Source organism: Pseudomonas syringae group sp. 243L2, assembly GCF_032587875.1.
Lineage (GTDB): Bacteria > Pseudomonadota > Gammaproteobacteria > Pseudomonadales > Pseudomonadaceae > Aquipseudomonas > Aquipseudomonas amygdali.
On record NZ_JAWHPL010000017.1, the window covers coordinates 171821 to 188836 of the forward strand.

Genomic DNA, 17016 nt, shown 5'->3' on the forward strand with positions numbered 1-17016 from the left:
TTGACCTTGAGATTGGATTTCTATTACGTCCTATTTTAGTTGTTTTATTAATATTAGGAGCGTCACATGAATAATCTCAAGGCAGCAAAGATTTTGGCATTTTCGTTGTTGGCATGCGCTTTACACCCGCAAGCGATAGCACACGAAGTGGGGCGGAATATTTTAAATGGGCAGGCAAGTGAGGCGGAAGTTTTAGAGGGATCTGGCGAGGTTAGAACGGAAGAGGCAGTAGAACCTAAATTTACTGAGCTGCCTGACAAATTTAATATTATCAAGGATTCATTGGTAAGCGCAGCGGACAGCCACTATTACGGCTTCACAGCATTGCGCGGGCAAAAGGTGTTGATTCAAGGGCATCTGTCCGGATCTGCTCAGTTGGAAATTCACGATGGCGCTAAATGGAATATGCTCGCCAGTGGTCAGAAAATGGTGCTCTCTTCTTTGACTCTTGGGCAGGATGTAATTGTTCGGGTGTCTCATAACGAGTCCAGTGCTTTTGTACAAGGTTCTACCTATGGCCTGATACTGGGTTCATTTCCAAAGGTCACCTATGCTCGCCTGCGAGATCAGCCATATGGTATGTCAAGAATACCTCCGGATGCGTCTACCCTGGGGCCGTTATCTGCTCAAGGAATAAGTAACGTTGTTCTGGAGATTGATATGACTGATTCGACAGGGACGCCCCTGGAAGGGGGCATTGCGTCATACTCAATTGATCTGCCGAAGTCCGATAAGTCTCGTCCCACTGGCCTTGTGAAGACTGACGCATCCGGTAAAGTCCGCACAGTGGTAGATATTGGCCGCTGCGTCGGTGGTAACGATGCAGATGTTTTTGCAGAGAAAGACAGATGGACACATATTTGGCGCACCCAATATTTTGAAGGTGGTTGGGTGGTGGATAATCCGTATGCTTTAAATACTGGCCTTGACACACCTCATCCTGATAAAGGGCAAGTCGGACATATCTGTCATCAGAGACTGATCAAAAGTACCCCGTAAGTAAATGTGTAAAGAAGACTGGCAAATGCGTTTTGCCAGTCTTTGTATTTGCAATGCTCCTTCCTTTACACCGCTATGGCGGCCTTATATCTCCCCAGCCGCTTATTCAATTCCAACCCATTGGCCATCAACATCATCAAGCCCAGCCCGACAATCGCGGTAGTCACCTGCATAGGCCATGTATCACCTGCCAGTGCGTTTGCCATGTCTGCCAGTGGCGCGAGCAATACGCCCAGGCAGAATACTTCCAGCGAATAACGGCCCATGCGGCAGGTCTGGCGGGCGGGCCAGTTTTCGAGCCAGGCGCTTGAGGTCGGCAGCAGTCGGGCGACGACGTAGACCAGTGCAAGGAAGTGCAGCAGGCGCGCGGGTGCCAGGTCGGTCTTGCTGATGGGGTACAGGGCGTCGAGGTGCAGGGTCGAGACCATTGCAGTGTGCAGGCCGGGCCATTTTTCGCTGAAGGTCAGCATCCCGGCGATCAACACGTAGACGGCGGCCATCAGGAACAGCGGTTGTTGGCGCAACGGAGAGTGTACGGCGGGTGTGGCTGTTTCGCTGCGCAATGCACAGGCACCGCCGAGAATGAACAGCAACTGCCAGGCCACCGGATTGAAATACCACACGCCACCGCCTTCATAGGCACGCAGGTTCCAGCCGAACAACGGCACCATCAGGTACAGGGCAATCGACAGGCCGACCGCCAGTTCCAGTTTGCGCAGCATCAATGGCAAGGTCAGCGGCAAGGTCAGCAACAGCACGATGTACAGCGGCAACGGGTCGGTCAGGTTGGGCTTGAAACGCAGCAACAGTTCATCGGCCAATGCCTGTTGCGGGTTGCCGACGAAGTATTCAAGGCCCATTTGCTGGACCATGTCGCGCGTCTCGACATGATTGTTGGCGACGAAGACGATGCCCATCAGCAGGGTCAGCAGAAAGATATGCACCACATACAGCACCCAGGTGCGGCGCAGGATCCGCACGCCAGCCACCAGCATGCCGTCGCGCCGGGCGATGCGTCCATAGGCCAGGATAGATGCGTAACCGGCAAGAAAGACAAAGATTTCCGCTGCGTCGCTGAAGCCGAAGTTGCGTACGGTCAACTGCGCGAGCGGGTTGTCCGGCACGTGATCCCAGAATATGAAGATCAGCGCCAGGCCGCGAAAGAAGTCGATTCGATGATCGCGTCCGTTAGTCATAACGGGGGACTCTTGAAAGTGCTAATGAGTAAAGATCGGCCACAGAGGCTCAGGTTCCAGGCCAGCGACCAGTGACGTTCGGCGGCGCGGCAGGGTGCCGTTAATTCGGCCCGATTGCAAAAGCACGCTATTACAGAATGTCTCTGGCACGCTGGTTCTGGCGGTTTCAGGACGACAGTTGCTGCACGCACGCGTTCGATCAAGCTCGCCAATGATAGCAATCAACAGCAATCATTCTCATCTTCTGTTATGTTACTGTATAACGATTGCAGTCAACTTACTGGAGAGCTAATCATGAAACCCGACATCCATCCCGCTTACCGTACTGTGCTGTTCCATGATACCGCTGCCGACGTCTACTTCCTGATCGGCTCGACCGTAGACACAGACCGTACGCAGCAGCACACCGACGGCAACACCTATCCTTATGTCGCGCTAGACGTGTCCAGCGCCTCGCACCCGATGTATACCGGGCAGCAGCGCAAGACCACCAACGAGGGCCGGATCGCGGGTTTCAACAAGCGTTTCGCCACCTTCGGCTCTGGCGGCAAGAAAGAAACCGCAGCGGCTCAATGAGCTGTCTGACCTCCCGGTGATGGGCATTTCGCATGGATTGCCCACCACCGGGGTTTTTTTTGCCTGAATTCCAGGCGTATGGCCAATCATCTGCTGGACTAACAGCCAACATTGCTTTTATCTTCGCGGCCTGAAAAACAGGAGTAACCGCTTTGAAAAAGTCAGTCGCCATCGTTTTCGGTGGGCAATCCAGCGAGCATGAGGTTTCGTTGCAGTCGGCACGCAACGTGATCAATGCGATTGATCGTGAACGCTATACGCTGACCCTGATCGGCGTCGACAAGCTGGGCCGCTGGTTGCGCTTCGACGAGGCCGACTACCTGCTCAATGCCAATGATCCTGCGCGGATCAAATTGAGTGCATCCGGCAAGCAGTTGTCGCTGTTGCCTGGCAGCACTGGTGGCCAGTTTGTCGAGGTCGAGACAGGCAAGCCACTGGCAGCCATTGACGTGGTATTTCCGCTGATCCACGGCGCGTTTGGTGAGGACGGTGCGTTGCAAGGCGTGCTGCGCATGCTGGCCGTTCCGTTTGTCGGCGCTGACGTACTCGCCTCGGCGGCGTGCATGGACAAAGACGTGACCAAGCGTCTGCTGCGCGATGCAGGCATTGCTGTCGCGCCGTTCATGGTGCTCAGCCGTGGGGAAACCCTGTCGTTCGCCGATGCAGCCACGCAGTTGGGCCTGCCGATGTTTGTCAAACCGGCCAATCAAGGCTCGTCGGTAGGCGTCAGCAAAGTGTCTGACGAGGCCGGCTTCGTGGCTGCACTGGCATTGGGTTTCGAATTTGACCACAAGCTGCTGATCGAGCAGGGCATCGTCGGCCGGGAAGTGGAGTGCGCGGTACTGGGTAACTTCGATGCGCAGGTCAGTGTCTGTGGCGAAGTGATTGCCAACGACGAGTTCTACGCCTACGACACCAAGTACCTGAATGGTGATCAGGCGCGCATCGCGATACCCGCCGAGTTTCCTGCCGATCTGAGTGATCAGGTGCGTGAAGTCGCGTTGCAGGCTTACAAGGTGCTGGGTTGCGCAGGGCTTTCGCGGGTCGATTTCTTCGTTACCGACACGCGTGACATCATCATCAATGAGGTCAACACGCTGCCTGGCTTCACTTCCATCAGCATGTACCCCAAGCTCTGGCAGGCCAGCGGTCTGACCTACGCCGAACTGATCCATCGCCTGATCGTGCTGGCCCTTGAGCGCGCTGATCAGGCGCGTTTGCTGAAAACGGAAATCTTTGCATGAAGATAATCCGCATCGCGGCGGCGCTGCTGATCGGCACAGACGGCCGGACCCTGCTGGTGCGCAAGCGCGGCACTCAGGCATTCATGCAACCGGGCGGCAAGATCGAACCTGGCGAACCGGCACCGCGGGCGCTGGCCAGGGAGCTTGAAGAAGAACTCGGGCTGATCATCGATCCGCAGCAGGCGCTGTTTCTCGGCGAGTTCGTTGCACCGGCTGCCAATGAGCCAGGTTTTGAGGTGTGTTGTCAGCTTTACGAGGTCAGATCTGATGCCCAGGTTCTGCCCGCCGCCGAGATCGAAGAAGTACTCTGGGTCGGCACAGACAGTCTTGCGGATGTGCATCTGGCTCCGCTGACACGCGACCTGATCCTGCCGTTGTACCGCCAGCGGCAAACCCGAGCGAACTGAACCCGTGTCGTCCTGTGCCTTGGCGCAGGACGATACTGTCAGCGAACCACGCTAACCCCGTCCAGCGTCGAAAACGAGGTGTCCTTGGCGGTCAGCAGGAAATCGCGCATGTACGGCGCGTCGAGCATGTCGGCGCGAATACCGGCATACAGCGTTGCGAACAGCCCTTTCTCACCCAGGCGCTTGGCCTTCACATAGCCGCGTGAGCTGTATTCATGCAGCGCCCAGTGCGGCATCCCACAGACCCCGCGTCCGCTGGCGACCAGTTGCATCATCATCACCGTCAATTCCGAGGTTCGTACCTGTGCAGGCTCGATATCGGCGGGCTCCAGAAAACGGGTAAAGATGTCCAGTCGGTCGCGCTCCACCGGGTAGGTGATCAGCGTTTCGCTGAGCAGGTCTTCTGGAACAATGTACGGCCGGCCCGCCAGCGCGTGTTGATTGGCCACCGCCAGCATCGCTTCATAGGTGAACAGCGGCACGTAGGTGATGCCGGGCAATTCCAGCGGGTCGGACGTCACCACCAGGTCCAGGTCACCACGCGCCAGCGCGGGCAATGGTGCAAACGAGAAGCCGGAAGACAGGTCCAGTTCGACCTCGGGCCAGGCATCGCGGAACTGGTCGATGGTCGGCATCAGCCATTGAAAACAGCTGTGGCATTCGATTGCCATGTGCAGCCTTCCCGCAGTGCCGCCTGCCAGACGGGCGATGTCACGCTCGGCACTGCGCAGTTGCGGCAGCATGGAATCGGCCAATTGCAGCAGGCGCAGACCGGCGCTGGTAAACCGTACCGGTTTGGTCTTGCGCACAAACAGCGGCATGCCCATGCGCTCTTCCAGTTCCTTGAACTGATGGGACAGCGCCGACTGCGTCAGATGCAGGCGTTCGGCGGCCTCCACAAGGCTGTCGGCCTCGCGCAGGGCGTGCAGGGTTTTGAGGTGGCGTATTTCAAGCACCGTCAGTGCTCCATGAGCAGTATTTGTGATCAACACGAAAAAAATGAGTTTGTCTCATGTTGTGTCAGCTGTCGACAATAGACCCATCTTTTATGGAGGACGCATCGTGGCCCTGACTCAATACCCTGACTATTTTCACATTGGCGCAGACTGTGAATTGCAGCACGCTCTGCAGGCTTTCTGGAAACAGGATCAGGGTGTTTCGACAACTGACGCCGAACTGCGCACCTGGTTGATGGCGCGTTACCCGCGGCAGGTGCCACACCTGAAACGCGACCAGCGTTTTCAGCCTGATTGGGCACCGCTGCTGGCGAGCGTCGCTGAAGCGTGCGAGCAAGGCCGCAAGCCCGCATTGATCGGTCCTCTGACACTGCTCTGGCTAAGTGACGTTCAGGGTGACCAGGTAGATCGCCTCGACCTGCTGGAGCATCTGCTGCCGGTGTATGGCGAGATCTTCGGGCGTCTGGCGGCGCGCGGTGTCGAGTGGATTCAGATCGACGAACCGATCCTGGCGCTCGATCTGCCGCTGGCATGGAGCAACGCCTTCGAACGTGCCTATCACATTCTTCAGTATTCGCCGTTGAAGAAGCTCATTGGCCTTTATCACGGTGACCTGCGGCCCAACCTGGGTGTCGCGGCCTTGTTGCCGGTTGCAGGGTTGCATCTGGACAGCGTGACCGAACCGGAGCTGCTGGCTCCGGTGTTTGATCGTCTGCCGGTTTACAAGGTCCTGTCCTTGGGCGAGTGCGACACGCATTCGGGCTGGCACCAGGAGTCCCTCCTCGAAGCGCGCGCCCGTTTTGGGGAAAACCTGATGGTGGCGGATCAGTTCGCCGCGTAACGCAACACCCGATTAACGACCACTCAGCGCCATTCATCAAACTGTCACGCAAGTGTGGCAGCGCGCTTGGCGAAACATCATCAGACTCGCGGCCTACTGGGGATCTGTTTTTTGGTGTTTTTCATGCGGGTTTTAATTTTTCTGGCCGCGCTTCTGTGCGGCTTGCCGTCTTTTGCGGCCGATCGTTGTGATGTCGATGTTCCTGTACAGCATGCTGACCTTAAAGAGGTACGAATTGCCTATCAAAGCATCGGCAGTGAATCCGACCCTGCCTTGCTGTTGGTAATGGGCCTTGGCGGGCAGTTGATTCATTGGCCGGACGAGGTTGTGGTTGCGCTGTGTCAGCAGGGCTACCGGGTGATTCGCTACGACAATCGCGACGTCGGTCTGTCTACCTGGGTGCAACAGCCAGCCGAGGCCAACCTGACCTTTGAAGTGCTGCGCTACAAGCTGGGCCTGCCGGTCTCTGCGCCGTATTCGCTGACCGATATGGCCGATGATGCCTTGGGCCTGATGGACGCCTTGCAGATTCGCCAGTTTCACGTTCTTGGCGCGAGCATGGGCGGCATGATTGCCCAGCACCTGGCCGATCTGGCCCCGTCGCGGGTCGAAAGCCTGACGCTGATCATGACCAGCTCCGGTGCGCAGGGCTTGCCTATGCCCAGTGCGGCGTTGATGCAACTGCTGGCGCGGCGCGGCGCACCCAACCGGGAAATGGCCATCGAGCAGCAGGCCGATCTGCTTGCAGCGCTGGGCAGCCCGCAGGTCAAGGATGATCGCCAGCAATTGCTGCATCAGGCTGCGGTGTCCTACGACCGGGCCTTCAATCCCGAGGGCGTCAAGCGTCAGATCATGGCGATTCTGGCCGAGCCGAGCCGGGTGGAGTTGCTGAACCGTCTGCGCCTGCCGGTTCTAGTGGTGCATGGCACGGCTGATCCATTGTTGCCGGTCATGCATGGTGTGCACGTGGCCGCGCATATTCAGGGCAGCCAGTTGCGCCTGATTCCGGGGCTGGCGCACCGTTTTCAGGAAGCCTTCAAGGCACCGTTGCTCGGGGCGGTGCTGCCGTACCTGAAAGCCCAGCATGAAGACGGTCGCAGCCTTGCCCAACTGTAAACCCTGCCCGGTTGTCAGGCACTGACAGAGGTGTATCGTATGGCCCTTGCTTATTGAATCTGCTGACTGAAAAGGGCCGACATGACGACTGCACTGAAGATCGATTTCATCTCCGATGTTTCCTGCCCCTGGTGTGTCATCGGCCTGCGCGCGCTGGATCAGGCGCTGGAGGCGCTGGGTGATGAAGTGCAAGCTCACATCCACTTCCAGCCTTTCGAGTTGAACCCGAACATGCCTGCCGAAGGGCAGGACATCAAAGAGCACATCGCCGAAAAATATGGCTCTACGCCAGAACAGATCGAAGGTATTCACGAGACAATTCGTGAGCGCGGTGCCGAGCTGGGCTTCACCTTTGCCAAGGGCGAGCGACGTATCTACAACACGTTCGATGCTCATCGCCTGTTGCACTGGGCCGAACAACAAGGCAAGCAGTACGTATTGAAGCAGGCGCTGTTCGAAGCCTATTTCAGTGACCTGAAAGACCCGTCCAGCCACCAGACTCTGGCAGACGTAGCGCAGAAGGTCGGCCTGGACCGTTTGCGTGCTCAGGCCATCCTCGACAGCGGCGAGTACACCGCAGAGGTCCGCGAAGCCGAGCAACTCTGGACATCCCGCGGTATCACCTCCGTGCCGACCATGGTCTTCAACGACCAGTACGCGGTATCGGGCGGGCAGCCGGTTGAAGTGTTCGTCAGCGCGATCCGGCAGATGCTCAGCGAGTCGAAGTAACGCACTGTCTGTGCAGGATCGGTGTCGTGCGGACGCCTATCGTTCCGCACGCTCCAGCGTGGGAATGCAGTGGGTGACGCTCTGCGTCACAGATCTGCGCGATACCGCACACTCAAGATTGGACACAGTGCTCAAAGCCCGTATTTCTTGACCTTGTCGAACAAGGTGGTCTTGGCCATGCCCAGTTCCTGACTGGCCTGGCTGAGGTTGCCGCCGCTGCGTTGCAGGGCCTCGCTGAGCAGGGATCGTTCGAAGGCCTCAACCGCTTCGGCAAACCCCAGGCTTTGATTTTCACTGACCGTGCCTGCCTGTTTGAACGCCGGCAGACCCAAGGCAAACCGCTCGGCTACGTTGCGCAGTTCCCTCACGTTACCCGGCCAGTCGTGGCTCATCAGGCTTGAACTGGTCTGTCTGTCCAGCGTCGGCGGCTCACGGTCGAAGCGCAATGACGACAACTGCAGGAAGTGTTCGAACAGTTGCAGAATGTCTTCGCGGCGCTCACGCAATGGCGGCAGCTCCAGCGTGACGACGTTCAGACGGTAATACAGGTCGCTGCGGAACTGACTGGTCTTGCTCAGTGCATTGAGGTCGGATTTGGTCGCCGCAATGACCCGGCAATCCACTGCAACACTTTGGTTCGAACCAAGCCGCTCCAGAGTTCGTTCCTGGAGGACGCGCAACAGTTTGATCTGCAGGTTGACCGGCATGCTTTCCACTTCATCGAGAAACAGCGTGCCATTGTGGGCGTGTTCGATCTTGCCGATGCGCCGCTTGCCCGCGCCGGTAAATGCATTGGCTTCGTGACCGAAAATTTCCGACTCGAACAGGCTTTCTGCCAGCCCGCCGCAATTGAGTGCCACGAACTGACTGTCCTTGCGTCGGCTGAAGTCGTGCAGGCAGCGCGCGACGAGCTCCTTGCCGGTGCCGGTCTCGCCTTCGATCAGCACATTGGCCGACGTATCGGCGACGTTGGTAATCAATGCACGCAGGTTTTGCATGGCGGGGGAGCGGCCGATGATTCGGCCTTCCAGCGAATCGCGTTCGGCCAGTTGCTTGCGCAACGCCCAGACTTCCCGGGCCAGCCCGCGCTGCTCCAGCGCGCGCCGGGTGACGTCGACCAGGCGCTCGGGAGAAAAGGGTTTCTCCATGAAATCGTAAGCACCATCGCGCATTGCGTTGACGGCCATGGTGATGTCGCCGTGGCCGGTGATCAGCACCACCGGCAGGCTGCTGTCACGCGCCTTGAGGCGGCTCAGTAATTCCAGCCCGTCGATACCCGGCAAACGAATGTCGCTGATGACGATACCGGCAAAATTGTCACCGATGCGCTTGAGGGCGTCTTCGGCGCTGGATACGCCTTCGCTGGCAATGTCTTCCAGCGCCAGCGCCTGCTGGCAGCCGAGCAACACATGCGGGTCGTCTTCGACGATCAGCACGGTCAGGTCGCTGTTGATGCTCATGGGTGTCGTCTCATGTCAGTCCACCTGGGCCGGGCCGCTCGGGCGATTGTCGGTCGGGGCATCGGGGACAAACGGCAGGCTCAGGACAAATGTTGTGCCGCCGTCACCTGGGTGCTCTGCGCTCAGGCTGCCCCCGGCTGCGGCGGCGAGGCTCGCCGACAGGGTCAGGCCCAGTCCCAGGCCTTGTTCGCCGGGTTTGGTGGTGAAGAAAGGTTCGAACAGGTGCTTGCGGGTTTCGGTATCGATGCCGTGCCCGTTATCACGTACCCGCAAGCGATAACGCCCGTCTTCAATTGACCCGGTGAGCCACAATTCGGGCGCTGGCTGGTTGAACATGGCGTCCAGCGCATTGCCGATCAGATTGACCAGGATCTGTTCCAGGCGGGTCTGGTCGATGCTCAGGGTGGCGTCGACGAAGTCTCGGTGTAACGTCAGGCCAGACTGCTCCAGGCGTACGCCCAGCAACTGCGCCGCAGCCTCGACGGCCTTGCTCAGTTGCGCCTGGCCCTGATCGTCGCCGCGTCGGGCGAATGCGCGCAGGCTGGCGGTAATGCGGCCCATGCGGTCGACCAGATCATTGATGGTGCGCAGGTTGGCACTGGCGGTGTCCAGCGCGCCTCGCTCAAGAAAACGCACGGTATTGCCGGACAAGGTGCGCAATGCCGCCAGAGGCTGGTTCAATTCATGAGCGATGCTGGTCGACATCTGGCCGATGGCTGCCAGCTTGCCAGCTTGCACCAACTCGTCCTGGGCTCTGCGCAGGGTGTCTTCAGCCTGTCTTCGTTCGCGAATCTGCGCCTTGAGGCGTTCGTTGCTGGCTCGCAGGTGTTCGGTACGCTCGGCGATCTTGCGTTCCAGCTCATTGTTCGCAGCCTGCAGCGCCTCTCTGGCCGCCAGTCGGGTCGAGATCACCTTGCGCCGCTCGTTCCAGGCAATCAGCAGAAAGGTCACCAGGGCGCAGGCCACAGCTACCAGCATGCCCTGATTGGCCGCTTCACGGCGCAGGTCTTCCAGTGGCGTAAGCAGCGTCAGATGCCAGGCGGTATCGCTCAGCGGACGGCTCTGGGCCAGATAACTGACCTGCTTGTGCTCCCGATCGACGCTGACGTTGGCCGGGAAAACAAGCTTTTCGACGCCTTCGGAGAGGGTTTCCCGTTCCAGTGGCACCAGTTCGTTAAGCGGCCACCAGTAATATTGCAGGCTGCGGGCCAGGCGTTCCTTGACCTGCGGGGTGAGCGGTCGTACTGACTTCAGGCGCCGAGCCGGGTCGCTCGAGAGGATGATGATGCCGTTCTCGTCGCTGACAAACGCCTCCAGGCGAGCACGCTGCCAGCGTTCTTCCAGTGCTTCAAGGCGTACTTTGATCACGGCGACGCCGATGATCCGGCCTTTGTCTTCCAGCCCGTGGGCCAGGTAGTAGCCCGATTCGCCCGTGGTGGTGCCGATGCCGTAAAAACGGCCGGGCAGTCCGCGCACCGCGTCCTGAAAATAGGCGCGGAAGGACAGGTCTTCACCCTGATAGCTGTCGGAATCACGCCAGTTACTGGTGGCCAGCACCCGACCGGTGGTGTCCATCACATAAATGGCGCGGCTGCCGCTGCGTCGGTTCATCCCTTCCAGATAACGGTTGACCTGCTGCTGAAGCTCGGGACTTGGCTTGTTGAGCAACTGCGACACGCTGGATTCAAGCTCCAGCACGCTGGGTAAATAGGTGTATTTGCTGATTTCGCTCTCGACCGTGCGGGCATGTAGCTCCAGCTGGCGCTCACCGGTCTCGCGCAGGCTCTTGATACCGCTGTGTTCGCTTATCAGGTAGGCGATATAGCCCAGTCCGATCATCAGCATGAGGATCAGCGGCGGTAAAAACAGTTGGCGTATCAGACGAGGTTTCACGGCGAGTGATGGCGGCGCGGCGCGATACAGAGTGGGGTCGCATTTCATCACAGTCGTCCTGAACCGAACAGCTGCCCGCGAATGCGCGGGCAGCCGGCATTACCTAGTGCTGGAGAATCTTGGCGAGAAATTGCTGAGCGCGTTCCGAACGTGCGCTGACGTCACCGAAAAACTCTTCTTTTTCGCAGTCTTCGACAATCTGTCCCTTGTCCATGAAAATCACCCGATTGGCGACCTTGCGAGCGAAGCCCATTTCGTGGGTCACGCACATCATGGTCATGCCTTCGTGCGCCAGTTGTACCATCACGTCGAGCACTTCGTTGACCATTTCGGGGTCCAGCGCAGACGTCGGTTCGTCAAACAGCATGACCACCGGGTCCATCGCCAGGGCGCGAGCGATGGCAACACGCTGTTGCTGACCACCGGAAAGCTGCCCGGGATGCTTGTGCGCATGCTCGGAGAGACCGACGCGGTCCAGCAATTTCAGGCCTTTTTCGGTCGCTTCGGCCTTGCTGCGACCCAGTACCTTGATCTGCGCGATGGTCAGGTTTTCGACAATGCTCAGGTGCGGGAACAGTTCGAAGTGCTGAAACACCATGCCGACCCGCGAGCGCAGTTTTGGCAGGTTGGTCTTCGAGTCGGAAATCGATGTGCCGTCGACGACAATGTCGCCTTTTTGAAACGGTTCCAGCGCATTCACGCATTTGATCAGGGTCGACTTGCCGGAACCGGAGGGCCCGCACACCACAACCACTTCACCTTTGCTGACCTCGGTGCTGCAATCGGTCAGCACCTGGAAGTCGCCATACCATTTGTTGACGTTTTTGATGGAAATCATACGGCAAACCTTTTTTGCAGACGCTTCACCAGCAGCGAGGCGGCAAAGCTGATCGTGAAATACACCAGACCGGCAATGATCAGGAACTCGTTGGCGCGCCCGATGATGTCGCCACTGGAGCGCGATGCATTGAGAAAGTCCACAAGGCCCACGGTGTACACCAGAGAGGTGTCCTGGAACAGAATGATGCTCTGTTGCAGCAACAGCGGCGTCATCTTGCGAAACGCCTGGGGCAGGATGATCAGTCGCATCATCTGCGAGTAATTCATGCCCAGCGCCTGGGCTGCGCCCATCTGTCCTTTGGAAATCGACTGCACGCCGGCACGGACGATTTCGCAAAAGTACGCGGCTTCGAACATCATGAAGGCCACGACACAGGAAGCGAAGGCCCCGATGGGCGTGTCTTCACCGGTAATCCAGCGCAACACGAATGGCACTGCGAGGTAGAACCAGGTGATCACCAGCAGCAGCGGGATCGAACGGAAGTAGTTCACGTAAGCGCCAGCCACATTGGCCAGCAGCTTGTTTGATGACAGGCGCATCAACGCCAGCAAAGTGCCAAGCACCAGGCCGCCGACAACACCCATTGCCATCAGCTTGAGGGTCATGACCATGCCGTTCCACAGGCCGGGAATGGCCGGGACGATTCCAGTGAAGTCCATTATTTGCCCCCCAGCGAGATGAGTCCGGGTACAGCGACTTTCTTCTCGATCATGCGCATCAGCAGCATCAGGCTCATGTTCAGCGTGAAGTAGATGAGGGTGGCGAGCGTAAAGGCTTCAAACAGGTTGGCGGAAAACTCGGCGGTCTGTTTGGTCTGCGCGAGCAGCTCCATGAGGCCGATAAGCGACGCTACCGACGAGTTCTTGAACACGTTCAGGAATTCGGAAGTGAGCGGCGGAATGATGATCCGGTAAGCCTGTGGCAACAGCACGTTCCAGTAGATCTGCGGCAGCTTGAAGCCCATTGCACGCGCGGCCGATTCCTGGCCCTTTGGCAGTGCTTCAATGCCGGTACGCACCTGTTCGCAGACCCGTGCAGCGGTAAACAGACCCAGGCAGACCACCACGCTCAGGAACGCGGAGGTAGTCGGGTTGAGGTCCTGCTTGTACCACTCCTGCAGGTTTTCCGGCAGCAGGTCGGGCACCAGAAAGTACCAGATGAACAGCTGCACCAGTAGTGGCACATTACGGAAAATTTCCACGTATACCGTGGCAATACCCGATACCAGACGGCTTGGTACGGTGCGCATGACGCCCAGTACCGAACCCAGTATCAGGGCAATAATCCAGGCAACGACAGCAATGGCGATGGTCCAGCCCAGGCCGGATATGAACCAGTCCAGATAGGTCTCGCTGCCGACGCCGGTGGACTTGAAGAACACGCCCCAGTCCCAGTTGTAATTCATCAGGGTCTCCCCCTATTTTTCTATTTATATCGAGATGCACGCACTGTCGGACTTCGAGAGTGAGGAGCCGGTCCCGAACAGGTTTTGCCTGCCCGGGATGCGATCAGTTCAGGCTGGCTGAACCGGTTGCTCAGGCTTTCTTGTCTTCTGCGGCCTTGTCGGTCGGGTTCTGAATCAGTTCCTTGAGCTTGTCGCTCATCGGGAAATTCAGATTCAGTCCTTTAGGCGGGACGGGGGACATGAACCACTTGCTGTAGATGGCGTTGATGTCGCCAGACTTGTAGGTGGCAACAATGGCGTCATCCACTGCCTTCTTGAACGGGGCATCGCCCTTGCGGACCATGCAGCCGTAGATTTCGTAGGATTGCGCAGTACCGGTCACTGCCCAGTCATCCGGCTTCTTGGCCTTGGCCATCTCGCCGGCCAGCAGCGCGTCGTCCATCATGAATGCGACCGCACGGCCAGACTCAAGCATCTGGAAGGATTCGCCGTGGTCCTTGGCCGAGATCACGTTCATGCCCATCTGCTTGTCGGCGTTCATCGCCTTGAGGATGCGCTCGGAAGTTGTGCCCGCGGTGGTCACGACGTTCTTGCCTTTCAGGTCATCGAAGTCTTTGTAGCTGGAGTCTTTTTTCGACAGCAGGCGCGTGCCGACTTCGAAGATGCCGATGGAGAAGTCGACCTGCTGCTGACGCTCGACATTGTTGGTGGTAGAACCACATTCAACGTCGACGGTGCCGTTCTGAACCAGCGGAATACGGGTCTGAGACGTTACCAGGTTGTACTTGACCTTGAGGTCAGGCATGTCGAGGTCTTTCTTGATGGCTTCGACGATTTTCAGCTGGATGTCATGCGAGTAGCCCATCGGTACGCCAGAAGCGTCTGCGATGTAGGAAAACGGAATGGACGCGTCACGGTGGCCCAGCGTGATGGTGCCGGATTCCTTGATTTTCTTCAGGGTGCCGGTAAGTTCGGCGGCGAAAACCGGGGTGCTGATCAGAGCGGCAGTGATTGCTACGCCCAACAGATGGGGAACGATGCGCATTGATGAATCCTTGATTTCATTTTTATTGATGGGGCCGCAATGTGAGTCGGCCCGCTTCTTGGCGAATGCTTCAACGGCGTCCAGATCCAGACACACGCCCTGTCGAAACGCTCGGTTCAGAGTGTAGAGCATGAGTCGTGCCAAGCAGCTTGAATCAATCAAGGCTATGAATTTAAAGGATTTTATTCGTGGTTGAATGCGACGCCCGGAATCGAAGCGTCCGGGAAGCCGAATCAGGCAGAGCGAAATGTTCGGAAAACCGAATGCAGCCGGGTATTCAGGGGAGGGCGGTGCAGAGGAACAAACCTGTTCGCCGCGCGATGGACGAACAGGTGGTATGCGAGCTATCAGGCAGCCTCGATAGCGCCCTTGTTGCGCACAACAGTTTCCAGGTAGCTGCGCACAGCGGCCTGTTCTTCAGGCGTAGTGAACAGGCCAAGCTTGGTTCGGCGCCACAGGATGTCTTCGATGCTGGTAGCCCATTCCTGGTCGCACAGGTAATCGACCTCTCGGGTGTACAGACCTGCACCCAGATGCTGGCCGAGGTCTTCCAGACCTTGCGCGCCTTCCAGCAAGCGCCAGCTGCGGCTGCCGTAGGTAATCGCCCAGCGTTTGGCGATAGGCGCGGGCAGCCAACTGAAGCGACGGGTCATTTCTGCTGCCAAGGCTTCTGGCGTGGTCATGTCTTCGCCGCCTGGCAGTGCTGCCTTGGCCGTCCAGCTCGGTTTCATCTGCTTGAAGAACGGTGCCAATTGCGTCATCGCCGATTCGGCCAGTTTGCGGTAGGTGGTCAGCTTGCCGCCGAACACCGACAGAATTGGTGCCTCGTCCGCGCCGCCTGACAACGAAAGCGTGTAATCACGGGTAATGGCAGACGGATTATCGGACTCGTCGTTGCACAGCGGGCGCACGCCAGAGAATGTGTGGAGCACGTCTGCGCGACTCAACTGTTTCTTGAAGTGGTCGTTGGCCACTTTCAGCACGTAATCCATCTCGCCTTCGGTGATGTCCACCTTGTTCGGATCGCCCTGATACTCACGGTCGGTGGTGCCGACGATGGTGAAGTGCTCCAGGTACGGAATCGTGAACACGATGCGCTTGTCTTCGTTCTGCAGAATGAACGCGTGCTCACCCTCGTACAGTTTCGGCACGATCAGGTGGCTGCCTTGAATCAGGCGGATGCCGTAAGCCGAATCGAGCTTGAGGTCTTCACGGATGAACTTGGCCACCCACGGGCCTGCCGCATTGACCAATGCCTTGGCGTGGATCGAGAACAGGCTGCCGTCGCTGCGCTCAAGATGCAGATGCCACATGCCCTTGATACGGCGGGCGCTGACACAGCGAGTCTGAGTATGAATGTGCGCGCCGTTTTCACGCGCTGCCATGGCGTTGAGCACCACCAGACGAGCGTCATCGACCCAGCAATCGGAGTATTCGAAGCCACGGGTGATGCTCGAGTTGAGCGGGCTGTCCGCACCAAAACGAATGGTTTTCGAAGCGGGCAGCTTTTCGCGCTTGCCGAGGTTGTCATACAGGAACATGCCGGCACGAATCATCCACGCTGGACGCAGGTGCGGGCGGTGCGGCAAGACAAAACGCATGGGTTTAACGATGTGCGGCGCCTTGGCAAGCAACACTTCGCGCTCTGCAAGTGCCTCGCGGACCAGGCGGAATTCGTAGTGCTCAAGATAGCGCAGGCCGCCATGAATCAGCTTGCTGCTGGCCGAGGACGTGTGGCTGGCCAGGTCGTCCTTTTCGCAAAGAAAAACCGACAGGTCGCGACCGGAGGCATCCGCCGCAATACCGACACCATTGATGCCACCGCCAATAACGGCGATGTCGTAAACCTCGGAGAGGGGTTGGGTTGGCACGGTAGTGTGGGGCATTGGTGGCCTCCTGGACAATTCGTGAGCAAAGCTCGAAAGGCGAATCTGAACATTAATGTTCACTTTCGAAAATAATAGCTCAATAAAATTGCCCTTGCCAGCACGTATCGATTGAAAATACTGATGGTGGAGTCAGGAAAAGAACAAAAATGAACATTGTAGGGCGGGATGTTATGCGCGGGATGATCGTACTTTCTGATGCTTTTCGTTCTGCACGTGCCAGCCTAGACACCTCTCGTGTCTCAGGCTCCAGCGGGAATGCAGATCGCGACGCTCTGGTCGCACGAGGACGCAGAGCGTCCAGAAAGGCATGCGACGCGGAGCGTCGCACGATATTCGGCGCTCTGCGTCACACATCTGCGCCGCGCCTCATATTCAGGATAGGGCGCAGAGTGTCCAGAACGGCATGTGTAATCGCGGAA

General features: G+C 58.1%; 16 protein-coding genes. 7 read left to right on the forward strand and 9 right to left on the reverse strand.

Annotation, left to right across the window (positions count from 1 at the left end; all coding sequences use genetic code 11):
* The first annotated feature begins 66 nt into the window (after window positions 1-66).
* Window positions 67-999 carry a hypothetical protein gene (locus RYB66_RS09855; protein WP_010200907.1) on the forward strand — a complete coding sequence of 311 codons (933 nt, stop codon included), beginning with the start codon at window positions 67-69 and terminating at the stop codon, window positions 997-999.
* 65 nt (window positions 1000-1064) lie between these two features.
* Here the strand turns inward: RYB66_RS09855 and RYB66_RS09860 are convergent, their stop codons facing one another.
* Window positions 1065-2195, reverse strand: coding sequence for an OpgC domain-containing protein (locus tag RYB66_RS09860; RefSeq protein WP_057404605.1), 1131 nt, complete (start codon window positions 2193-2195; stop codon window positions 1065-1067).
* A 294-nt stretch (window positions 2196-2489) separates the two neighbouring features.
* Here RYB66_RS09860 and RYB66_RS09865 point away from each other — a divergent pair, with 294 nt between their 5' ends.
* From RYB66_RS09865 to RYB66_RS09875, 3 genes are all read left to right on the forward strand, one after another.
* Window positions 2490-2771: a type B 50S ribosomal protein L31 gene (locus RYB66_RS09865; protein ID WP_002554875.1), complete on the forward strand. Its 282-nt coding sequence runs from the start codon at window positions 2490-2492 to the stop codon at window positions 2769-2771.
* 152 nt (window positions 2772-2923) lie between these two features.
* The gene (ddlA, locus tag RYB66_RS09870) at window positions 2924-4015 is read left to right on the forward strand and encodes a D-alanine--D-alanine ligase (protein ID WP_004658205.1); all 1092 of its coding nucleotides are present in this window, start codon (window positions 2924-2926) and stop codon (window positions 4013-4015) included.
* Window positions 4012-4422, forward strand: a complete 411-nt coding sequence (locus tag RYB66_RS09875) for an NUDIX hydrolase (RefSeq protein WP_005741011.1) — start codon at window positions 4012-4014, stop codon at window positions 4420-4422. Before ddlA ends, RYB66_RS09875 begins: the two co-directional genes overlap by 4 nt.
* A 38-nt stretch (window positions 4423-4460) precedes the next feature.
* Here the strand turns inward: RYB66_RS09875 and metR are convergent, their stop codons facing one another.
* Window positions 4461-5378 carry a transcriptional regulator MetR gene (metR, locus tag RYB66_RS09880; RefSeq protein WP_002554872.1) on the reverse strand — a complete coding sequence of 306 codons (918 nt, stop codon included), beginning with the start codon at window positions 5376-5378 and terminating at the stop codon, window positions 4461-4463.
* Between the two features lie 106 nt (window positions 5379-5484).
* Here metR and RYB66_RS09885 point away from each other — a divergent pair, with 106 nt between their 5' ends.
* The 3 genes from RYB66_RS09885 to RYB66_RS09895 all read left to right on the forward strand — a co-directional run bounded on the left by RYB66_RS09885 (window position 5485) and on the right by RYB66_RS09895 (window position 8064).
* A complete protein-coding gene (locus tag RYB66_RS09885; RefSeq protein WP_005741012.1) occupies window positions 5485-6219 on the forward strand; it encodes a 5-methyltetrahydropteroyltriglutamate--homocysteine methyltransferase in 735 nt (244 codons plus the stop codon).
* 123 nt (window positions 6220-6342) lie between these two features.
* The gene (locus RYB66_RS09890; protein WP_080164866.1) at window positions 6343-7335 is read left to right on the forward strand and encodes an alpha/beta fold hydrolase; all 993 of its coding nucleotides are present in this window, start codon (window positions 6343-6345) and stop codon (window positions 7333-7335) included.
* Between the two features lie 81 nt (window positions 7336-7416).
* Window positions 7417-8064, forward strand: coding sequence for a DsbA family oxidoreductase (locus RYB66_RS09895; RefSeq protein ID WP_005779272.1), 648 nt, complete (start codon window positions 7417-7419; stop codon window positions 8062-8064).
* Between the two features lie 131 nt (window positions 8065-8195).
* Here RYB66_RS09895 and RYB66_RS09900 read toward each other — a convergent pair whose 3' ends face one another.
* From RYB66_RS09900 to glpD, 7 genes are all read right to left on the reverse strand, one after another.
* A complete protein-coding gene (locus RYB66_RS09900; RefSeq protein ID WP_002554868.1) occupies window positions 8196-9524 on the reverse strand; it encodes a sigma-54-dependent transcriptional regulator in 1329 nt (442 codons plus the stop codon).
* 15 nt (window positions 9525-9539) lie between these two features.
* Entirely contained in the window at window positions 9540-11465 is a 1926-nt protein-coding gene (locus tag RYB66_RS09905) for an ATP-binding protein (RefSeq protein WP_005741014.1), read from the reverse strand.
* Window positions 11466-11520: 55 nt separating this feature from the next.
* Window positions 11521-12255 (reverse strand): amino acid ABC transporter ATP-binding protein, encoded by a 735-nt coding sequence (locus RYB66_RS09910; protein WP_002554866.1) that lies wholly within the window; start codon window positions 12253-12255, stop codon window positions 11521-11523.
* Complete coding sequence (locus tag RYB66_RS09915) at window positions 12252-12920, reverse strand: amino acid ABC transporter permease (RefSeq protein ID WP_170947361.1); 669 nt, start codon at window positions 12918-12920, stop codon at window positions 12252-12254. Before RYB66_RS09915 ends, RYB66_RS09910 begins: the two co-directional genes overlap by 4 nt.
* Window positions 12917-13663, reverse strand: coding sequence for an amino acid ABC transporter permease (locus tag RYB66_RS09920; protein ID WP_004658194.1), 747 nt, complete (start codon window positions 13661-13663; stop codon window positions 12917-12919). Before RYB66_RS09920 ends, RYB66_RS09915 begins: the two co-directional genes overlap by 4 nt.
* A 130-nt stretch (window positions 13664-13793) precedes the next feature.
* Window positions 13794-14708 carry a glutamate/aspartate ABC transporter substrate-binding protein gene (locus RYB66_RS09925; protein ID WP_004664079.1) on the reverse strand — a complete coding sequence of 305 codons (915 nt, stop codon included), beginning with the start codon at window positions 14706-14708 and terminating at the stop codon, window positions 13794-13796.
* Window positions 14709-15055: 347 nt separating this feature from the next.
* Complete coding sequence (gene glpD, locus RYB66_RS09930; protein WP_046832734.1) at window positions 15056-16594, reverse strand: glycerol-3-phosphate dehydrogenase; 1539 nt, start codon at window positions 16592-16594, stop codon at window positions 15056-15058.
* Window positions 16595-17016 lie beyond the last annotated feature (422 nt).